We start from the raw sequence: 21,191 nt of genomic DNA on the forward strand, positions 1-21,191 counted from the left end.
TCAACTTTTTAAAGAGCGTTCGGGGCTTGCCCGATCAAGGTGGCGTATTCTACATCGAATCACCGCCTTGTCAACCGCTTTCTGAAGAATTTAAAAACTCGAAATCTTCAATTAATTCAAACGGTTGTCTTTCAATTTCTGACCCGCCTCAGTGGCGTGTCCCTCGAAAGAGATGCGTATTCTACAGAGCTCACTTGAGGTGTCAACGGTTCGTTATAACTTTTTCAACAAACCGGCGACTTAACGTCAGAATTCGGTTTTCACCGCAGCCGCTGCCCGGCTGGCTTTTTCTCTTGCCTCACTAATGGAGCCGCCTGTTGCCAATGCAACACCCATTCTGCGACGCCCCTTCAGCTCGGGCTTTCCGAAGAGCCTTAAATAAGTATCCGGCTCCGCCAATGCATTTTCAAGGCCCGTATAGACAACCGAATCCGAATTTCCCTCAGGAAGGATCACCGCAGATGCCGACGGCCCCTGCTGACGTATGGCCGGTATCGGCAACCCCAATATTGCACGGGCATGCAGGGCGAATTCAGACAGATCCTGCGATACCAATGTCACCAAGCCGGTATCGTGGGGGCGCGGTGACACTTCGGAGAACCAGACCTGGTCATCCCGCACAAAAAGTTCGACACCATAGACACCATAACCACCCAGATCCGTAACAACAGCCTCGGCTATCTGCCGGGATCGGCTCAATGCCTTTTCACTCATTGGTTGCGGCTGCCAGGACTCACGATAGTCCCCATCTTCCTGGCGATGCCCAATGGGGTCGCAGAATGTAATGCCGCCCCGGTGCTTTACCGTCAACAGGGTTATTTCATAGTCGAAGTCCACAAACCCCTCGACGATAACACGACCTTTTCCGGCACGGCCTCCCGTCTGGGCGTAATCCCAGGCCGCCTTAACATCTCCAGGCGTCTTTACTGTGCTCTGCCCCTTCCCGGACGAACTCATGACCGGCTTGACCACCAGGGGAAGGCCGATTTCTTCCACTGCGGCAATATAGTCGTCCCTGGATTCGGCGAAGCGGTAAGGCGAGGTGGGAAGTCCAAGCTCCTCCGCCGCCAGACGACGGATGCCCTCACGATTCATGGTCAGGTTCACAGCCCTGGCTGTTGGAATCACCCGATAGCCTTCACTTTCCAGTTTCACCAGTTCCGGGGTAGCGATGGCCTCGATTTCCGGCACGATGAGGTTGGGCCGCTCCTCCTCAATGACGCGACGAAGTGCTGCCCCATCCAGCATATCCACAACGTGGCTACGGTGGGCCACCTGCATGGCTGGCGCGTTGGCGTAACGGTCGACAGCGATAACCTCGACGCCGAACCGCTGAAGCTCGATAACCACTTCCTTGCCCAATTCGCCGGAACCACAGAAAAGCACCCGATAGGCGTTATCCTTGAGCGGGGTTCCTATGTTTACGGATTCAGCTGCAACCGTGTCGGGCATGCTTTCTGGTCCTTTCTTTAATGGATCATTACTTTTTCTTCGCGAAGGGCAACCTTTTCCAGCACCTCCCGACGCTCTTCGTCACTCAGCCGCGGCCACTGCATGATCTCGTCACTGGTTCGCTGGCAACCGACACACACATCGTTTTCATCCAGCGCACAGATACTGACGCACGGCGACGACACCCTGTCCCTGCGACTCACCGTTCTGGCTCGCAGGGCTTCAGAAGCTCAAGATAATTGCCGGCATTCTTTACATAATGCGCGGCGCTCATCTCCAGCATCTTCTTCTGGCCGTCAGTCAGTTCCCGCTTTATCTTGCCCGGAGAACCCACCACCATAGAACCGTCCGGCACTTCCATGCCTTCCGGTATCAGGGTATTGGCGCCAATCAGGCAGTGCTTGCCGATTTTGGCGCCGTTCAGTACAACCGCATTGATGCCAATCAGTGAAAAGTCGCCGATTTCACAGCCATGCAACATCACCTTGTGCCCGACCGTCACCCCTTTGCCAAGGGTAAGCGGGATTCCAGGATCGGTATGCAGAACCGAGCCGTCCTGAACATTGGTTTCCGGGCCGATGGTGATCAGTTCGTTATCACCACGAATAACCACGTTAAACCACACACTGGCCTTATCCATCAGCTTGACGCTGCCAACGATGGTTGAATTGTCAGCGACGAACTGGCCGTCTCCTTCCAGTTCGGGTTTTCGGTCACCAAGCTCATAGAACATGTCAGCCTCCTTGAGGGGGTTCGAGAAGATCAATACCGGCATCGTATACGGCATTCAGAAAATCGACCAGCACAACGGCCGACAGCCCCCAGATCTGATAGCGCTCCCAACGGTAGCAGGGCACGTAAAACGTATTATTGAGAAAATTCAACGGGTCGGTCCGGTGGCGCTTGTCCTCCAGAAAAAACTCAACAGGGACCTTGAATATACTTTCAATTTCCGCGGGATTTGCGGTCAACGGGTGATCGCCGGGTATGACACCAACGTATGGAGTAACCAGTATTTGGTGAAGCGACATCACCTGGCTGAGCGGTGCAATCAACTGAACCTGCTCCGGAGGCAGCCCGATTTCCTCGTGGGTTTCCCTGAGTGCCGTCGCGGCGATTGATTCGTCTTCAGGGTCACGCCGTCCTCCCGGGAAAGATACCTGACCCCGGTGAGTACTCAGGTTTTCAGACCTCAGGGTAAATACGATTTCGGGATTATCATGATCATCGGTCACAGGAACCAGCACACCCGCTTCGGGGTAATCCAGTGTCAATAAGCGGGGAACATAACCTGAAAGGCGTTTGGTAAGAAGATCGCGCAAAACACGGCTCCGTTTTTACATCTGGCTATTGAATGAAACGCCGGCAGCACGGATAGTTACACTTGCTACCAAAAACTTGTCCAGTATACGGTGAAATGAATGAAATACTGCAGCACATGCGGCCATCCTGTCGAACAGCGCGTCCCTGAAGGCGACAATCGTCACCGTTATGTGTGCATAAGCTGCGAGACCATACATTACCAGAACCCCCGCATTGTCGCGGGAACGGTTCCGGTCTGGCAGGGGAAAATTCTGCTGTGCCGCAGAGCCATCGAACCCCGTTACGGTTACTGGACCCTGCCTGCAGGGTTCATGGAAAACTCGGAAACCACCCTTGAAGCGGCCACCCGGGAAACCTGGGAAGAAGCGCTGGCCGAAGTCACCGTCGACAACCTCTACACCATCATTCATGTGCCGCATATTGATCAGGTCCACATGTTCTACCGGGCAACCCTTACCAGCGAAAATTTCGGTGCTGGCGAGGAGTCCCTGGAAACCAGGCTGTTCGCCCTGGAGGATATCCCCTGGGATGAGATTTCTTTTCCAACGGTTCGTCGCACCCTGGAGCTCTACGTGGAAGACGTTCAGAAGGAACACTTCCCGGTGCATGTAGACGATATCCGCTATAGCATGAAGCCTCAGGGACGGTAGTCGGTCGCTAGAGCTCCTCCATGCGAAACACTTCGTAGGCTGGCTCCTCGTAGGGATGTGACCTCTTCAACGCCTGCACGGCAGACCTGATAAGCTCATCCCTGCAAACCAGCTCCACGCGAAACTCCTCTACGTGCTCCACCTCTCCGGTCTGCCCCAGGAATGGCTTGCTGCCATCGAGAGGACGGAACTGCCCCTGCCCCTTACACTGCCATGCGCAACAGTCGTAGTCTCCAATACGGCCCGCGCCAGACTCGAACAGAGCGTCTTTGGTAACTTCGAGGTGGCTCTCCGGAACGAAATAACACATCTTGTACATGACCCATTCCCTCCAATAAATTGCCGTTACTCGGGCTCATTAATGTAAGTTTCGGCACCGCAGTTGCGGATATTTTTTGTACAGATTAAGCAGTTAGCTACTTACCCACAGAATCTGTGGATAACTCTGGGGAAAGTTTTTGGGAACATGCCTCCATCCCCCGTAATTACTGCACTTTCGTTAAATTGGCGACAAATTCACCTACTTAATTAAATTCTTATTTTTCAGTATGTTATGAACATTGCACAAAAAATGAACCTGAACCCAGCGCTTTGTTCACTGAACGCACAACAACGCGATCAGAATGTGCATAAACTATTTTAGTCAAGGGGATTTTCGCACTTATAAACAAAAATTTCCCTTGAAAACCGCCAAAATTTCACGACCCCGAAAACGAAAAAACCGGCTCGGGACCCGTCACCTTTTTTGGTGCGTCCAGAGCCGGCTGATCATTCCTCGGAAAGGCCTAGCCGAACCAGCGCCTTGCATTACGGAACATGCGTATCCAAGGTGCATCCTCCCCCCACTCCCGGGGGTGCCAGGAGTGCTGTGAGGTGCGGAAAACCCGCTCGGGGTGGGGCATCATGATGGTGACACGGCCATCCCTGGTGGTAACACCCGTGATACCCGCTTCAGAACCATTGGGGTTGTAGGGATAGCGGGTGGTGACATCGCCACGGTTATCCACATAGCGCAGAGCAACCAGCTCATTGTCGCTGAGTTGGTCCGCAGACGTGCCGGAGGCAAACTCAACCCGCCCCTCACCGTGCGCAACTGCGATCGGCATCCTGGACCCCGCCATACCATCCATGAACTTGGAAGGAGAGGCGGTTACCTCTGCCATCACCAGCCTCGCTTCAAACTGTTCCGACTGATTGCGAACGAAGCGGGGCCAGCCCTCACTACCGGGAATCAATTCATGCAGGTTCGATAGCATCTGACAACCATTACAAACACCCAGAGCCAGAGTGTCAGGTCGGTTGAAGAACGCGGCAAACTGGTCGCGAACCCGGTCACTGAACAGAATTGACTTGGCCCATCCCTCACCGGCGCCCAGCACATCACCATATGAGAAACCGCCACAGGCCACCAGGCTGTTGAAGCCTTCCAGGGAAACACGGCCTGACAACAGGTCACTCATGTGAACATCCACGGACTCGAAACCGGCACGGTCAAACGCTGCGGCCATTTCAACCTGACCATTGACGCCCTGCTCCCGCAAAACAGCAATCCTTGGCCGCGCGCCCTTGTTGATATAAGGGGCAGTGATATCGTCATTGACATCAAATGTCAGTTTCGCGTGAAGGCCCGGGTCGTCAGCATCAAGGAGGTTGTCGAATTCCTCCTGTGCGCAATCGGCATTGTCACGAAGGGACTGTACCCGGTAGCTGGTTTCCGCCCACAGGCGCTGCAGATCGGTGCGTGGCCGGACAATTACTTCCTCACCCTCGAAGGTGTAGCGAATACAGTCGTCCTGGTTAAGAGTGCCGACAACGGAGGTATGGTCACCAAGACCAGCCGCCGAGAACTGCTGGAGGACAAAGCCTGTGTCCTCACGACGAACCTGGATGACTGCGCCGAGTTCCTCATTGAAAAGCTCCCGGGGAAACTGGGAGGAATCCTCTGCCAGGCCATCCAGCTTGATATCAATGCCACTACGCGCAGCAAAGCTCATCTCCGCCAGGGTCACGAACAGACCGCCATCCGACCGGTCGTGGTATGCCAGCAGCTTGCCATCCGCATTCAGCCCCTGAATCACAGCGAAGAATGCTTTGATATCCTCCGGGTCATCCAGATCTGGAGCAACCGCGCCCATCTGCCGGTAAACCTGCGCCAGCGCAGACCCACCCAGACGGTTCTGCCCTGCCGCCAGATCAATCAGGATCAGGTCTGTCTCACCGGCGTCGACTGCCAGTTGCGGCGTCAGTGTTCTGTCGACATCCGTCACCGGCGCGAAGCCACTGATGATCAACGACAGGGGTGAAGTCACACTCTTCTGCTCCCCTCCATCTTCTTCCCAGACGGTTTTCATGGACATGGAGTCTTTGCCCACCGGAATGGTAATGCCCAGTGCGGGGCACAGTTCCATGCCCACAGCGCGAACCGTTTCGTAGAGGTTCTCATCCTCTCCGGGGTGACCCGCTGCTGCCATCCAGTTAGCGGACAGACGGATGTCGGACAGCCTTGCGATGGGCGCCGCAGCCAGGTTGGTAATGACTTCGCCAACCGCCATGCGACCGGACGCCGGCGCATCAATGACCGCAACAGGAGTTCGCTCTCCCATGGCCATGGCTTCGCCGGTTTTCACATCAAAAGACGTTGAGGTAACCGCCACGTCGCTGACCGGCACCTGCCAGGGACCGGCCATCTGATCCCGGGCCACGAGACCGGTGATGGTCCTGTCGCCAATGGTGATCAGAAAGCTCTTGGAGCCCACTGACGGAAGCCTCAGGACGCGGTTGACGGCATCCTGCAGGTCGATTTTGCTGGAATCAAAAATGGGCTTGGTGAAGGAGGCGCGGGAAACACTCCGGTGCATCCTGGGGGGCTTGCCAAAAAGCACGTCCATCGGAAGATCCACCGGACGGTCATCAAAGTAGGAGTCGCCCAGTTCAAGATGGTGCTCCTCGGTAGCCTCACCGATCACCGCATAGGGACAACGCTCGCGGCGGCAGAGCGCATCGAACCTGTCCAGGTTCTCGGGAGCAACGGCCATCACATAGCGCTCCTGGGATTCGTTGCACCAGATTTCCAGAGGCGACATGCCCGGCTCATCACTGGGGATGTCCCGCAGCTCAAAACGGCCACCACGGCCGCCGTCTTTCACCAGCTCCGGCATGGCATTGGAAAGCCCGCCGGCGCCCACGTCGTGGATGAAGCAGATGGGATTGTCGTCACCCATCTGCCAGCAACGGTCAATCACTTCCTGACAGCGGCGCTCCATTTCCGGGTTGTCACGCTGAACCGAAGCAAAGTCCAGGTTTTCATTACTGGACCCGGAATCCATGGAAGACGCAGCACCACCACCGAGACCAATCAGCATGGAAGGTCCGCCGAGGACAATCAGCTTGGCGCCCACCGGGATGTTACCTTTCTCTACATGGCTGGCGCGGATATTACCCAGACCACCGGCAATCATGATGGGCTTGTGGTAGCCACGGACCTCTTCGCCATCGGCGCCCGGCACCAGCTCTTCAAACGTCCGGAAATAGCCGGTCAGGTTCGGTCGCCCGAATTCGTTATTGAAAGCCGCGCCGCCAATGGGGCCTTCAATCATGATATCCAGTGGTGAGGCAATCCTGTCTGGCTTGCCATATCCCAGCTCCCAGGGCTGCGGATCATCCGGAATGTTCAGGTTGGAAACCGTAAACCCGGTCAGTCCCGCCTTGGGCTTGGAACCTCGGCCGGTGGCCCCTTCGTCCCGGATTTCGCCACCAGAACCGGTCGCGGCACCGGCTGCCGGAGCGATTGCCGTGGGATGGTTATGGGTTTCCACCTTCATCAGAATGTGAATATCTTCTTCGTGATAGCGATACACACCGGATTCCGGTTCCGGAAAGAATCGGCCACCACGGCTGCCGGCAATCACCGACGCGTTGTCCTTGTAGGCGGAGAGGACCCCTTCGCTGTTCATTTCAAAGGTGTTACGGATCATGGCAAACAAGGACTTTTCCTGGCCCTCACCGTCAATATCCCAGGACGCATTGAAAATCTTGTGACGGCAATGCTCCGAGTTGGCCTGGGCGAACATCATCAGCTCAACATCGGTGGGGTCCCGTTCGAGATCGGAGAACGACTTCACCAGGTAATCAATTTCGTCCTCGGCCAGCGCCAGCCCCAGGGAGCGGTTGGCCTCAACCAGTGCTTCGCGCCCGCCTGAAAGCACCGGGACACGATTGAGTGTTCGCGGCTCATCAGTGTGGAACAGCAGCTCCGCACCGCCCATCTCGTGGAAGACTTTCTGGGTCATGCGGTCATGGAGCAGTGCCGCAATCTTCTCTCGCTGCGCCAGCCCCAGCTTGCGGCCTGCCTTTATATAGTAGGCCGTACCGCGCTCGATCCGCCGGATCTGCCGCAATCCACAATTGCGGGCAATGTCCGTGGCCTTGCTGGACCAGGGTGACAGGGTGCCAGGACGAGGAACGACCAGAAAAAGCACACCCTCCGGTTCTTCAGCGGGCACACTGGGCCCATAAGTCAACAGCCGGTCGAGAACCACCTCATCCGATTCCGAAAGCGGGGATTCAAGATCCGTGAAGTGCATGAACTCGGCATACACATGCTCCACCTCCGGAACGATGTCCTGGATGCGGGTGTGCAGCTTGCGGGAGCGGAAGGGCGAGAGCGCAGGAGCGCCGCGAAGTTCAAGCATGATCAAAACCTGTACGCGCGAAACTGGGAGCCGGGGCACGCATCCTGTGTCGCCTGAGGGTCAGGTAACAGGGAAATGCCGGCAGTCTGAAAGGCCGCAATGATACTCGAAACGACGTTCGGGATACAGCGTCAAAAGACCATAACCGACCCCGTCCATTTAACATTGTTTTGCACATTAAATGATCACTTCCATTGACCGGCCAACTCCGACCGGGGATTATTGGGGCTGAGACAGGGAGTTCAGGATTTGCCACAAATTGATCGTCAACCATCGCGTCTAGCTCTTGCGGGGTACACCTGCCTGCTGGCTATTGCCCTGACAAACGCCGGGTGTACCAGGCCAAGCACGCTCCAGGAGATCCGCTCCGAGGGCGTGCTCCATGTCATCACGCGTAACGCCCCTTCTGTTTACTACGAGGGCCGCGATGGCCCCACCGGTTATGATTACGAGCTCGCCCGCCTGTTTGCCGAGGACCTGGGTGTCAAGCTCAAGGTGCGGATTGCAGACGACAATACAGAAGTGCTTTCCGTGGTCGATCAGGACTACGCCCACATAGGGCTTGCCGGACTCTCCGCCCGCCCGGACTTTCCCGGACGGTATCACACGGTCTCCAATGGCATTGAGGCGGAATCGGTGGTGGTATATAACCGGGACACGGAGCGGCCCGAATCCGTAGATGATCTACAGGGCCACACCCTTCATCTTGTTGCCGACAGTAATCACCAGCACCAACTGGAGCAGCTTCAGTCGGAAAACGAAGGCCTGCAATGGAAGGTTCATTCAGGGCTGGATGCCGCCGGCATTCTGGCACGGGTAGAATCCGGCGAGTATCCGTTGGCCATCGTTTCGTCCAACGAACTGGAGCTGAACCATGTGTTTTTCCCGATGGTAAAAAAAGCTTTCAGTATCGGCAATCCGGAAGACCTTTTGTGGCTTTTCCCGGGGGAACAGGACCAGACACTGGCCAGGGCTGCTGAGGATTTTATCGCAGAGTTGAGAGAAAGCGGTGCCCTGGCGCAGATTTCGGAACGCTTCTACGGCCATCTGGACCGCCTGAATTACGTTGGCGCGCGCACGTTTGTGCATCATGTGGAGAACCGCCTTCCGAAATACGAAGACCTGTTCAAGGACTATGCCGCCAGCTACGATCTGGACTGGCGTCTGCTGGCAGCCATCGGCTATCAGGAATCCCACTGGCGCCCCAACGCAGTGTCTCCCACCGGTGTTCGCGGCCTGATGATGTTGACGCGCACAACCGCCAAGCATATCGGCATCAAGAACCGGCTTGACGTGAAGCAGAGTATCCAGGGCGGAGCCAAGTATTTCACCATGGTCCACCGCAAGGTCCCGGAACGCATCCCTGAACCTGACCGCACCTGGTTTGCCCTGGCCTCATACAACGTGGGCTGGGGCCACGTGGAGGATGCCCGCCGGCTGACCGAAGGTGCAGGTAAGGATCCCGACCGCTGGATGGACGTTAAAGAATTTCTGCCACTGTTAACCCAGAAAGAATGGTACTCAAAAACCCGGTTTGGATACGCCCGTGGGCACGAACCGGTTATCTATGTACAGAACATCCGCCGCTATTACGATGTGCTGGCCTGGATGACGGATTCAACGGAAACGGCAGAAGCTCCGCAGAAACCTTGGTTCAAAGACCTTGAGGGCATGGAAAAGATCATCAGGCCCATCGTTACAGCGCCGGAGCGGGAAGCGCGTGCCAGCTTGCCCAGTGAGCTCGGCATGGTTCCTCCAACGCTATAGCCGTCGCTCCAGAGCCGATTCAACCTGGTCAGACGCAAACCCCCTTCGTGCCAGAAACCGTCCCTGGCGCGCCTTTTCATCCCAATCCTCACTGATATCACCAAGGCCAAATCGCTTTTCCCGCAATAGGGCCGCCCGCTCCGTCCACTCCGAATCGGTGATATCGCGGAGGCATTGAGGCGTCGAGTGGATTCCCCGCTGCTGGAGCTCTGCCAGAATCCTGAGCGGCCCATAACCAAGATCCATGCGCTGACGGGCATAAACGTCGGCAAAACGCTCATCGTTCAACCAACCCTCAGCTTCGTAATCGTCCAGAACCCGTTCAATTACGTCCGATTCAATCTTTCTCTGCCTCAGTTTCAGGGACAACTCCAGGCGACTGTGCTCCCTGCGGGCCAGCAGCCGTAACGCAGCAGAGCGGGCCCTGTAATCCTGATCGTCCTGATTTGATGCTTTTCCCATTCTGACTCTTCCCGCAAATGCCGACAAAACGCTAGACTAGTGCCCCGATTGGCTACCCCACTCGATACAGCTGCCGGATAGAACCGGAAGAATCAGCTGACGCACCCGGCATCCGGAACCCCGGATAAGGCCGATGGTCGGTGCAGGCTTACTTTGCCGGCACCGGGAACTGGTTTCAATATCAAAGGATAACCCCATGGCTGCTTTCATCCAGAAACTGTTCAGAACTCGCAAAGCAACGACACCCTCTCCTGCTGCAGTTCAACAGGGACCAACGCCTGAAGATCAGGAAAAGTTGAACAGACAGGATGACAGGCGCGAGCAGCAAGTCAGCATTCTTGAATCCAACCCCTCCGGCGAGCAGCTTGAAGACCTTGCAACCGCTGGCATGACCGCCAACATCCGCATCAAGGCTGCCGAAACACTGGCGGATAAGGCGGCGCTGCAGCGAGTCCAGAAACTCGCGAAGGGCAAGGACAAGGGGGTGTACCAGACTGTTCGCCAGAAGCTCCAGCAGATTCGAGACGAAGAGGAGCAGCAGCAGAAACTGGCGGAAACCATACAGACACTGGTTGGCAATGCCACCGATCAGGCTCGAAGCGAGGATACGAAACTGTTCGAGGCCCGGCTGGAGGCCCTGTTGCAGAAATGGAGCGAGGTTGAGGCGCAAGCCTCCCAGGAACAGACCACCGAATTCCTGCAGGCCGTCCATCAGTGCCGCGAACGCCTCCACGAGATGCAGGCCGAGCAGGAACGGCTCAGACAACAGCAGGAACAATTGAACCAGCGAGCGGAAACCCTGTCGCTGCTGGAAAGCACCCTTGATGAACTGAAACAGCAGGATCCGGATCTGGAACCCTCATTGGCTTCCCTGGACGCACTGCAAAAAACCCAGGAAAACCGCTGGTTGGAAGCCACCCGCGACACTCAGGTGGCCCGGCAGGAACAGAAGGCCTACGAGAACCTGATGCAGTCGCTGCGGGCCTACATATCCGCCGTAAAGCGCCTCGGCCAGCACCGGGAAGAGATCACAGCCTTACAGAACCCGGTCGAAAATGAATCCGACGACCAGGCATCCGCCAGCAAAGCCAAGGAGTTGGTAGAAGCGGTCGACTGGCCGAAAGACTTCCGCCGCCCGTCCATGCTGGACGCCCTGTATCGCTTGGCCGGCAAGCCCCGCCCTGCAAAAGTCGAAAAAGCGGACACGGCCGAACAGAAGCAGCTGGCTGACACGCTGCAGCAGACCCTGAGCAAGCTGGAAGCTGCCCTGGAAGCCAAGCAGCTGAAAGAGTCGCGCCAGCTTTTCAAGGCCGCCCAGCAGCAGCTCAAGGGACTGGACCATCGCCACAGCAAACCACTGCAGCCCCGAATTCACCTGCTCGGCGGCCAGCTCCGCGAACTGACGGACTGGCAGGGGTTTGCCACTCGCCCGAAACAGATTTCCCTGTGTGAACAGATGGAATACCTGGCAGACCAGCCCATAGAGCCGGAAGCCAAAGCTGAACGGATCAAAGAACTGCAGAACGAATGGCGCGAGCTTGGAGGCTCCTCGGACCGCGACTTGTGGTCACGGTTCAAGCAGGCCTCGGACCTGGCCTATGAGCCCTGCAAGGCTTACTTCTCTGCAAAGTCCGGCCTGAAGAAGGCCAACCTGGAGACCCGGAAAACGATCTGCGAACAACTGAGCACCTTCCTTGAGAATGCCGACTGGCAAACCATCGACTGGAAAGCAGCAGAACGCATCCACCAGACCGCCAGAGAAGAATGGAAAGAAGCCTGGCCAGTGGAGTTCCGCGACAACCGGCCGGTACAAAAGCAGTTCGACGATCTGCTCAAGCAGCTTGAGGCTCCCCTGAACGAAGAACGCAAAAAGAATGAAGCGCTCAAACAGGGAATCGTTGAGCGTGCGGAAGCGCTGATCGATTATGAGCCCCTTGGTGAGGCCATGAATCAGGCCAAAGCGCTGCAAAACGAGTGGACCAGCATCGGCATCACCCGCCATCGCGAAGACAGGAAACTCTGGCAGGCATTTCGCAAGGCCTGCGACCAGATTTTTGCACGCCGGGACGCCCATAAAAATGAGCAGGAACAACTCACCCGGGAGGCCGATGAAAAAGCCGGGCCGGTGCTTACTGCCAGCCAATCTGTTGCCATAGATACCGGCGTGGAGCATCTGGAAACTGCCCTGAGAGAACTGAATGCGCTCAAGAGCGAACCTCTCTCAGCCGGGGTACGGGAGCAGGTCAGCAACGAACGCAACCGGCTTTCCGGGCTTATTTCCAACCGCAAGCTGCAGGAGCAGATTGAAACCTGGAAGCGGTGGATCGCAGCCAGGGGTACAAGCGCCCTGGACAGCAACGCATTGCCCGGCCACTGGGCCGAACTGGCCAGGAATGTGGGGCAACCGGATCCTACGGAGCTGGTTATCCGGGCAGAGATACTGGCGGAGGTTCCTTCCCCCGACGAAGACAAGGGACGTCGTATGGAGATTCAGGTACAACGCCTGGCAGAGGGAATGGGCAACGCTGCCGGCGCTAACGACAAGTCACAGCAACTTGAAATGCTGGTTGCAAACTGGTGCGTGGCACAACCGGTGGATGTGGTGAGCGAGCCTCTGGCCCACCGGCTGGGCCAGGCACTCGAGGCTGTGCTGGGTGGAGGGAATCAGCCCCGCTGATGGCCATTTAATCTCGCTGATGGCTCTTCACAAACTCCCTGGCCGTTTTAACAGCGGTCAGGGAGTTTTTTTTCATGGTCTCGAGTTCTCCGTCGGCGAGGTAGAACATCATATCGACGCTGTGCCGGTAATACTTGGCGGGTAGCCGGTTCAGCGCCACGCACATCACATCCTCCAGATAGTCCTGGCTATCACTGGCTTCCCTCGTTTCCTCAATGGCTTCCGCTACCAAGGGCTCATAAAAGTTGTCGATAGCATCTCTCAGGGACATCGGCTTACTCCTGCTAATAATTTGGATACCTGTCTACACCATAGAAGCCGCGACAGGAATTGTCATGACCGGCATGAGCAGTTTCGCCAATGGGATTGGCAGCGCACGTCATTACGCACCAGGGGCGCAAACCGCTATGGTTAGCCACTGGAACACAATTCCCGAGTCAAAGACCAACAGAGGACAGGAAATGACCACCGAAGCCTATATCTTCGATGCCGTACGCACGCCACGGGGTCGCGGCAAGAAAGACGGTTCCCTGCACAGTGTCAAACCCATCACGCTGCTGACCACCGTACTCAAGGCTCTGCAGGAGAGAAACACCCTGGATACCGCCCAGGTTGACGACATCGTTATGGGCTGTGTTACTGCGGTTGGCGACCAGGGAGCCGATATTGCCAAAACGGCCGCCCTGGCCGCGGACTGGGATGAGGTGGTGGCGGGAGTCACCCTCAACCGTTTCTGCGCATCCGGCCTCGAAGCCGTCAACCTGGCGGCCATGAAAGTCCGCTCCGGCTGGGAAGACCTGGTGGTCGCTGGTGGCGTTGAGGCCATGTCCCGCGTACCCATGGGCTCCGATGGTGGTGCCTGGGCCACCGACCCCGCCACCAACCTGCATACCGGCTTCATGCCCCAGGGTATCGGGGCCGACCTGATCGCCACCCTGGAGGGCTTCAGCCGGGAAGACGTGGACGGATTTGCCGTCAGATCCCAGCAGAAGGCGGCCAACGCCTGGGAAAAGGGCTATTTTGCCAGATCCATCGTTCCCATCACCGACCAGAACGGTGTGTTGATCCTGGACCGTGATGAACATGTACGCGGCAACACCACGGTTGAATCGCTGTCTGGCCTCAAACCCTCTTTTCAGATGATGGGCGAAATGGGCTTTGACGGTGTCGCCCGGGAAAAATACCACTACGTGGAGAAGATCAATCACGTACACCACGCCGGCAACTCCTCCGGCATCGTGGACGGCGCAACCGCAATGCTGATTGGCAGCGAAGCGAAGGGCAAGGCCATGGGGCTGACGCCCCGGGCCCGCATCCTCGCAACAGCGGTCACCAGCACCGATCCCACCATCATGTTGACCGGCCCTGCCCCCGCCGCTCGCAAGGCTCTGGAGAAGGCCGGCATGACGGCGGACCAGATAGACCTGTTTGAGGTTAACGAAGCTTTTGCATCCGTGGTGATGCGGTTCCAGAGGGAGCTGTCGGTTCCCGACGAGAAGGTAAACGTCAACGGCGGCGCCATTGCCATGGGCCACCCCCTGGGCGCCACCGGCGCCATGATTCTGGGCACCCTGCTCGACGAACTGGAGCGGAGAGAGCTGCGCTACGGCCTGGCCACCCTGTGTGTGGGTGGCGGCATGGGTATTGCCACCATTATCGAGCGCGTCTGAGCCGACCAATGATTCTGAGAGGAGAACCGAATATGAGCGCCATTCACTACGACCTGGGGTCAGACCAGATCCTGACCCTGACTATCGACATGCCCGGCCAGTCCGCCAATACCATGAACGCTGATTTCCGCGCAGCGATGACTGAGACCGTGGGCAAAGTCAGAAATGACATCGACAACATCCGCGGCATCATCGTTACCTCCGCCAAGAAAACCTTCTTCGCCGGCGGCGATCTGAAAGAGCTTTTCGGAGTGACCCGCGAAGATGCCGGTGCCTTTGAAGACATGGTCAACGGCATGAAGGCCGAAATGCGGGCCCTGGAAACCACCGGAAAGCCCACCGTGGCGGCCATCAACGGCTCGGCACTGGGCGGCGGCCTGGAGATCTGTCTGGCCTGCCATCACCGGGTGGTGATGGACGACGACCGGATCCAGCTCGGACTGCCTGAAGTTACCCTCGGCCTTCTGCCCGGTGGCGGCGGCACCCAGCGCCTGCCCCGGATGATTGGCCTCGAGGCCGCCTTCCCCTACCTGATGGAAGGCAAGAAAGTAAATCCGAAAGCCGCGCTCAAAGCCGGCATTGTGGATGAACTGGCGTCGTCCCCGGACGAGTTGATGGCAAAGGCCCGGGCCTTTATTGATGCCAATCCGAAAAGCCAGCAGCCCTGGGACCGGAAAGGCTTCAAATTCCCTGGTGGCGCGCCCCATCATCCGGCGATGGCGCAAAAGCTCGCCATTGCCCCGGCGATGCTCAAGCAGAAAACCAAGGGCTGTTATCCCGCACCGGAACGCATCCTGTCGGCTGCGGTGGAAGGCGCCCAGGTGGATTTCGACAACGGCAGCCTGATTGAAACCCGCTATTTCACGGAACTGACCACCGGCCAGGTCGCCAAGAACATGACCGGCACCTTCTGGTTCCAGCTCAACGCCGTGAACGCCGGCGAAAGTCGCCCCGCAGGCGTGGAGAAGGAAACCTTCCGCAAGGTGGGGGTTCTTGGCGCCGGCATGATGGGCGCAGGCATCGCCTTTTCCACCGCTACCCGTGGCATCGACGTGGTGCTCAAGGACGTGTCCTCGGAAAATGCCGAGAAAGGCAAAGCCTACTCGGAAAAACTGCTGGCAAAGAAAGTCAGCCGCGGCCGCATGACCGAAGAGCAGAAAACCGAGGTGCTGAACCGCATCAAGGCCACAGGCTCCGCCGACGATCTCGAAGGCTGTGACCTGGTCATCGAAGCCGTCTTCGAAGACAGCGAACTGAAAGCGAAAGTGACCCGGGAAGCGGAAGCCAGGCTGGTGAAAAACGGCATCTTTGCCTCCAACACCTCCACCATTCCCATTACACAACTGGCGGAGGCCTCAAGCGCACCGGACAACTTCATTGGCCTGCATTTCTTCTCGCCGGTGGACAAGATGCAACTGGTGGAAATCATCGTGGGCGCAAAAACGTCCGATGAGACCCTTGCCCGTGCCTTTGACTATGTTCAGCAGATTGGAAAGATTCCCATTGTGGTGAACGACAGTCGTGGGTTCTTCACTTCCCGCGTGTTCGGCACCTTTGTGAACGAAGGCATCGCCATGCTGGGCGAAGGCATTCATCCTTCCAGCATCGAAAATGCCGGTGTTCTGGCCGGTATGCCGGTGGGCCCCCTGGCGATCTCGGATGAAGTCAGCATGACATTGATGCAGCACATCCGTGACCAGAGCAAAAAAGACACCGAAGCCGCGGGCAAAACCTGGAACGCTCATCCTGCCGAGGCGGTTATCGATCAGATGGTTGATAGCCACAATCGCAAAGGCAAAGCCGCCGGCGCCGGATTTTACGAGTACCCGGAATCGGGCAGGAAATACCTGTGGCCGGAACTGGAGAAGCTGTTCGTGGACCAGGAAAAAGCCCGGAGCACTGAGCTTCAGGAGCTGAAAGACCGCATCCTGTTCATCCAGGCCATCGAAACGGTCCGATGCCTGGAAGAAGGCGTGCTACGCACGGTTGAGGATGCCAATATCGGCAGTATTTTCGGTATCGGCTATGCGCCCTGGACGGGCGGCGCCATCCAGTTCATCAACCAGTACGGTGTGAGAGCCTTCGCAGAACGGGCAAAAAGCCTTGCCGAGCGATTTGGTGAGCGGTTCAATCCGCCGGCCATGCTACTGGACAAAGCGGAAGCCAATACACCCTTCAGCTAACCCACTCCATCCTTGCCGGAGACGCGTGTTCTCCGGCAAGGATGACTGCCCCGCCTGAGCGTATCTCTGCTTACGAACCTGACTACTTCATGGACAGATTGTCACGAACCGATACTTTAACGCTATGGCAACCAGACCTGCGCTTGCCTACAATAAAATCATGAGCCAACTCGGCGATATCCGAAAAGTGTATGACCTTTCACCAGCGGTTGCTTCAGCTGAGCCCCGTATCGCCATTCACCGTCAGGTAACCAAGCTTATGAGCATCGCGGAACGATTTATGAACCGTTACAGCAACCCGTGGAAGGGGGGCAAGGCCGGCAGACAGGCAGCCATCCTGACACTGATGCTGGCTCTCGCCCTGCCAGCATCGGCGAAAGTGGAGACAGACAAGGTCTACGATCCGGTCTCCCCGACGGTGGAACAGGCCCGGGCAAACATCCTGATCGCGCGCCAGCTGCAGTTTACCCACTTCCGGGATATGAGCATCAACGACTCCCTGTCCGGAGACGTCTTCGATGCTTACCTGGAATACCTTGATGGCCAGCGTATCTACCTGACCAAAAAAGACATCGAGAATTTCAGTGCCGTTCGCATGGGCCTGGGTTCGGCACTGAAAACCGGGCAGCTGCAACCCGGCTTCGACATCTACAACCTGGTGCAACAGCGGATCATCCAGCGCCTTGAGTTTGCACTGAGCCTGATTGACAAGGGCGTCGGGAACCTCAATTTTGAAGCCGAGGAGAGCATTCTGCTTGATCGCTCCGAGGCGGACTGGGAAGCAGACACCGACGCACTGGACGCACTGTGGGTGAAGCGGCTCAAAAACGCGGTTCTGGCACAGCGCCTCAACGGCACCGATGATGAAGCGATCGAGGAAGCCCTGCGCCGTCGATACGAAGGCCAGCTCAAACGGGTCTACCAGGCCCGCAGCGAAGACGCTTTCCAGGCTTACATGAATGCGTTTGCCGGCATGTGGGACCCACACACATCCTATTTCTCACCGCGAACGTCCGAGAATTTCAACATCAACATGAGCCTTTCCCTGGAAGGCATTGGCGCCGTGTTGCAGTCAGACAATGAATACACAAAGGTCGTGCGCCTGGTGCCCGGCGGTCCAGCCGCCAAACAGGGGCAACTGGAACCAGCGGACCGCATTGTCTCGGTCAAACAGGAAGATGAAGAGAAAGCCGTAAATGTCATCGGCTGGCGTCTTGACGAGGTCGTGGACCTGATCCGTGGCCCCCGTGAATCCACGGTAACCCTGGAAGTCATTCCCGCCGATGCACCGGATGAAACCGTCACCGAAACCATTGCCATCAAACGGGACAATGTGAAGCTGGAAGAGCAGAGCGCCAGCAAGGAAGTGATCAAATTTGACAGGAATAATGAGACATTCCAGATCGGTGTGATCCACATTCCCACCTTCTATGCAGATTTCAAGGCGATGCAGGAAGGGGACCCGAACTACAAGAGCACCACGCGTGACGTCCGCAAGCTGATCGACGAACTCAAGGCGGAAGGCGTTGACGGTGTGGTCATGGACCTTCGCAACAATGGTGGTGGCGCGCTTCACGAAGCCAACGATCTGGTAGGCCTGTTCATCGAGAAGGGCCCGACCGTCCAGATCCGCAACTCCAACAACGATGTGCAGGTGCTTAACGACGAAGACCCCTCAGTTGCCTACGACGGCCCACTGGTGGTTCTGGTCAATCGCATGAGCGCGTCTGCTTCAGAGATCTTCGCTGGCGCCATACAGGACTATGGCAGGGGGCTGGTGGTCGGTTCGCAGACCTTCGGCAAGGGTACCGTGCAGGCTGTGCGCCCGCTGAACCATGGCCAGTTGAAGATCACCCAGAGCAAGTTTTACCGGGTTTCCGGCGGGTCCACGCAGCACAAAGGCGTGATTCCCGACATCGAGATTCCGTCCCGGGTTGATAAGACCCGTATTGGCGAAGACGCACTGGATCACGCCCTCCCCTGGGACCAGATCGAAGCCGTGCCCCATACCCGCTACTTTGACTTCAGCGGCGTCATTGATGAACTGCGCACACGCCACGACAACCGGTTTAAAGACCACCCGGAGTTCCAGTTGCTGAAGAAAGAAATTGAATTCCTCAAACAGCAGCGTGAGCAGACGACTGTCAGTCTCAACCTTGAAGACCGCAAGGAATATCAGTCACAGATTGAGAGCACGCGCCTGAGCATTGCCAATGCCCGCCGGGAAATTCACGGCGGCGAGCCATTTGACACCCTGGATGAACTGGACGAATGGCAGGACCAGCAGGCCGCTGACCTGGACAGCACGGACGAGGAACTGGACTTCATTGTCCATGAGGGCGGTAACATAATGGCGGACATGCTGGAGCTGGATCAACGCATGGCATCCATAATGAATCTCAAACAGATAACCGCTCAGGCCCAGGCGCGCTGAGCGGATCAAATCCATTGATGAACGGGCGTTAGCCATGGCTGACAAGGAAGAAGACCGGAACCGGGCACGCCTGCTTGAAGGCATGTTGATGGATGCCATGCATGCCATGAGATCCATGGAAGAGGTCGAGCAGGTTCAGGGCCCCGAGGAAGGCCGCGGTGAAGCCCGGGAATCCGAGTCCCTCATTAACCGTATTGCGGGGTTTACCGGGTCAGCCCTGCGCTTTGCCGCCAGATCCACAGATACCTCCCTGAAAGTCGGCCGTGCGCTGATGAACTCCCAGGACCAGTTGCGCACCATGCTGGTAGCTGGCAATTCCCTCCGGGATATCCGTGAAGTGGCCGGTCTGACCCTGTCGGAAATGAGCGAAGCCCTGAACCTGAAAGACAAATCGGTCCTGGAAGCCATTGAAAATGGCACCAGCACCCTGTCCTTTGAACTGATCCTGCGCCTGGCCGCCCTGATCGCCCGCAACGACCCTATCCCGTTCATCCTTCGCACCACCCGTAATTACAACCCGGAAGTCTGGCGAGTGCTCAACGACTGGGGTGTCGGCCGGCTGCCGCTTCAGTTCGAGAGGGAACGCCAGTTTATCAATATCTTCCGCAGCCACGATGACGCCCGCACACTCTCCGACGAGGGCTTCCAGAAGGTTCTGGAATTCACTCGCCAGAGTTTTGAAATGTCACTGCACTTTATAGAAGAACAGGAAAAGGAAGTGGCGCAGCTGCGGGCAAAAAAGGACGACTCAGTCGAATAGCGACCTCATCCCGGTGAGGTTGGGTGTGCTGACGATCCCCTTCTCGGTCACGATCACATCGATCAGACTTGCCGGCGTAACATCGAACACCGGGTTGAACACCCTTACCCCCTCCGGGGCAATCGGCATACCCCTGACCTGCCTCAGCTCTGAACCTTCCCGTTCTTCAATCGGGATATCCCTACCGGACTCCAGCGACATATCCACTGTGCTGGAAGGCGCAACAACCATGAACCCAACCTTGTGGTGGCGCGCCAGTACGGCAAGGCTGTAAGTGCCAATCTTGTTGGCCACATCACCATTGGCAGTAATCCGGTCAGCACCGACAACCACCCACCTCACTTTACCCGCAGCCATGATGGCAGCCGCGGCGCCGTCTGCGTTCAGGGTAACAGGGATCCCGTCCCGGGCCAGCTCCCAGGCGGTCAGTCTGCTGCCCTGCAGCCAGGGACGGGTCTCGTCTGCAAACACGTTCCTGAGCAGCTTTTCCTCATGGAGCCGGCGGATCACGCCCAGTGCAGTACCATAACCACCGGTGGCCAGGGCGCCGGTATTGCAATGGGTAAGCACCGAGAAGGGTTTTTTCGCAGCCATGAATTCCAGGGCATTATCGGCCATGGCCAGGTTGGCTGCCAGATCCTCCTCATGAATGCGAACAGCCGTTTTTGCAAGCCGTTCGACAGCTTCGTCCAGGGAATGACACCCGGCGAATTCCCGCTCCATCTCCTGAAGTGCCCAGAACAGATTCACGGCTGTTGGCCTTGAGGCAGCCAGCTCGCGAATGGCCTGTTTGATCTCGGCTTTCCAGTCTCCGCCGCCGGCATGGCGAGCAGCCAGCGCCACCCCATAAGCCGCGCTGATACCAATGGCAGGAGCACCGCGCACCACCATATCCCGAATACACTGGGCAACACCGGCGGCCCCTTCCAGCGTAATCCAGTGCTCCTGATCTGGCAGCAGGCGCTGATCCAGCAGCTCAAGACTGCCCCCGTGCCAGCGGATGGCCACGGTTCCAACGGCACGCTCACTGGATGAATCAGATTTCTTGCTCATTCAGTCACTCCTGGCAGATTACAAAAATGCAGTATACCCGTGATAACGTTCCAAACTAGCCCCCCAGGG

Annotated in this window: 16 protein-coding genes; 7 read left to right on the forward strand and 9 right to left on the reverse strand. The window is 57.3% G+C overall.

Going from position 1 to position 21,191, the window contains the following annotated elements; all coding sequences use genetic code 11:
• Window positions 1–246: 246 nt before the first annotated feature.
• From purT to QPM17_RS03520, 4 genes are read right to left on the reverse strand one after another with little or no spacing between them, the layout of a single operon-like run.
• Window positions 247–1,452, reverse strand: a complete 1,206-nt coding sequence (purT, locus tag QPM17_RS03505; protein ID WP_285388820.1) for a formate-dependent phosphoribosylglycinamide formyltransferase — start codon at window positions 1,450–1,452, stop codon at window positions 247–249.
• 17 nt (window positions 1,453–1,469) lie between these two features.
• Window positions 1,470–1,655, reverse strand: coding sequence for a DUF1289 domain-containing protein (locus tag QPM17_RS03510; protein ID WP_285388823.1), 186 nt, complete (start codon window positions 1,653–1,655; stop codon window positions 1,470–1,472).
• A complete protein-coding gene (locus tag QPM17_RS03515; protein WP_285388824.1) occupies window positions 1,652–2,185 on the reverse strand; it encodes a gamma carbonic anhydrase family protein in 534 nt (177 codons plus the stop codon). The genes QPM17_RS03510 and QPM17_RS03515 overlap by 4 nt, the downstream gene beginning before the upstream one ends.
• Before the next feature lies 1 nt (window position 2,186).
• Window positions 2,187–2,774 carry an NUDIX hydrolase gene (locus QPM17_RS03520; protein WP_285388825.1) on the reverse strand — a complete coding sequence of 196 codons (588 nt, stop codon included), beginning with the start codon at window positions 2,772–2,774 and terminating at the stop codon, window positions 2,187–2,189.
• A 99-nt stretch (window positions 2,775–2,873) separates the two neighbouring features.
• Here QPM17_RS03520 and QPM17_RS03525 point away from each other — a divergent pair, with 99 nt between their 5' ends.
• Complete coding sequence (locus QPM17_RS03525; RefSeq protein ID WP_285388826.1) at window positions 2,874–3,425, forward strand: NUDIX hydrolase; 552 nt, start codon at window positions 2,874–2,876, stop codon at window positions 3,423–3,425.
• Window positions 3,426–3,432: 7 nt separating this feature from the next.
• Here the strand turns inward: QPM17_RS03525 and QPM17_RS03530 are convergent, their stop codons facing one another.
• Together QPM17_RS03530 and purL are read right to left on the reverse strand one after the other, a co-directional pair.
• Window positions 3,433–3,744 (reverse strand): YqfO family protein, encoded by a 312-nt coding sequence (locus QPM17_RS03530; RefSeq protein WP_285388827.1) that lies wholly within the window; start codon window positions 3,742–3,744, stop codon window positions 3,433–3,435.
• A 466-nt stretch (window positions 3,745–4,210) separates the two neighbouring features.
• Window positions 4,211–8,116, reverse strand: coding sequence for a phosphoribosylformylglycinamidine synthase (purL, locus tag QPM17_RS03535; protein ID WP_285388828.1), 3,906 nt, complete (start codon window positions 8,114–8,116; stop codon window positions 4,211–4,213).
• Window positions 8,117–8,365: 249 nt separating this feature from the next.
• On the opposite strand from purL, the gene mltF reads away from it, so the two are divergent.
• A complete protein-coding gene (gene mltF / locus QPM17_RS03540; RefSeq protein ID WP_422732720.1) occupies window positions 8,366–9,883 on the forward strand; it encodes a membrane-bound lytic murein transglycosylase MltF in 1,518 nt (505 codons plus the stop codon).
• Here mltF and QPM17_RS03545 read toward each other — a convergent pair.
• On the reverse strand, window positions 9,878–10,345 hold the full coding sequence (locus QPM17_RS03545) for a regulatory protein RecX (protein WP_285388831.1): 468 nt from the start codon (window positions 10,343–10,345) through the stop codon (window positions 9,878–9,880). The genes mltF and QPM17_RS03545 overlap by 6 nt on opposite strands.
• A 196-nt stretch (window positions 10,346–10,541) precedes the next feature.
• Between QPM17_RS03545 and QPM17_RS03550 the strand changes: the two genes are divergently transcribed.
• Window positions 10,542–13,022: a DUF349 domain-containing protein gene (locus tag QPM17_RS03550; protein ID WP_285388833.1), complete on the forward strand. Its 2,481-nt coding sequence runs from the start codon at window positions 10,542–10,544 to the stop codon at window positions 13,020–13,022.
• A gap of 7 nt (window positions 13,023–13,029) precedes the next feature.
• On the opposite strand, the gene QPM17_RS03555 is transcribed toward QPM17_RS03550, so the two are convergent.
• The gene (locus QPM17_RS03555) at window positions 13,030–13,293 is read right to left on the reverse strand and encodes a late competence development ComFB family protein (protein WP_285388835.1); all 264 of its coding nucleotides are present in this window, start codon (window positions 13,291–13,293) and stop codon (window positions 13,030–13,032) included.
• A 190-nt stretch (window positions 13,294–13,483) separates the two neighbouring features.
• On the opposite strand from QPM17_RS03555, the gene QPM17_RS03560 reads away from it, so the two are divergent.
• From QPM17_RS03560 to QPM17_RS03575, 4 genes are all read left to right on the forward strand, one after another.
• On the forward strand, window positions 13,484–14,692 hold the full coding sequence (locus QPM17_RS03560; protein ID WP_285389747.1) for an acetyl-CoA C-acetyltransferase: 1,209 nt from the start codon (window positions 13,484–13,486) through the stop codon (window positions 14,690–14,692).
• 32 nt (window positions 14,693–14,724) lie between these two features.
• A complete protein-coding gene (locus QPM17_RS03565) occupies window positions 14,725–16,875 on the forward strand; it encodes a 3-hydroxyacyl-CoA dehydrogenase NAD-binding domain-containing protein (RefSeq protein ID WP_285388838.1) in 2,151 nt (716 codons plus the stop codon).
• Between the two features lie 259 nt (window positions 16,876–17,134).
• Complete coding sequence (locus QPM17_RS03570; RefSeq protein ID WP_285389749.1) at window positions 17,135–19,309, forward strand: carboxy terminal-processing peptidase; 2,175 nt, start codon at window positions 17,135–17,137, stop codon at window positions 19,307–19,309.
• A gap of 34 nt (window positions 19,310–19,343) precedes the next feature.
• On the forward strand, window positions 19,344–20,069 hold the full coding sequence (locus QPM17_RS03575) for a helix-turn-helix domain-containing protein (RefSeq protein ID WP_285388840.1): 726 nt from the start codon (window positions 19,344–19,346) through the stop codon (window positions 20,067–20,069).
• Here the strand turns inward: QPM17_RS03575 and mtnA are convergent.
• Window positions 20,058–21,122: an S-methyl-5-thioribose-1-phosphate isomerase gene (mtnA, locus tag QPM17_RS03580; RefSeq protein WP_285388843.1), complete on the reverse strand. Its 1,065-nt coding sequence runs from the start codon at window positions 21,120–21,122 to the stop codon at window positions 20,058–20,060. The two genes, QPM17_RS03575 and mtnA, sit on opposite strands and share 12 nt — an antisense overlap.
• Window positions 21,123–21,191: the final 69 nt, after the last annotated feature.

Origin of the sequence: Marinobacter azerbaijanicus, from assembly GCF_030250645.1 — a bacterium.
Classification (GTDB): domain Bacteria; phylum Pseudomonadota; class Gammaproteobacteria; order Pseudomonadales; family Oleiphilaceae; genus Marinobacter; species Marinobacter azerbaijanicus.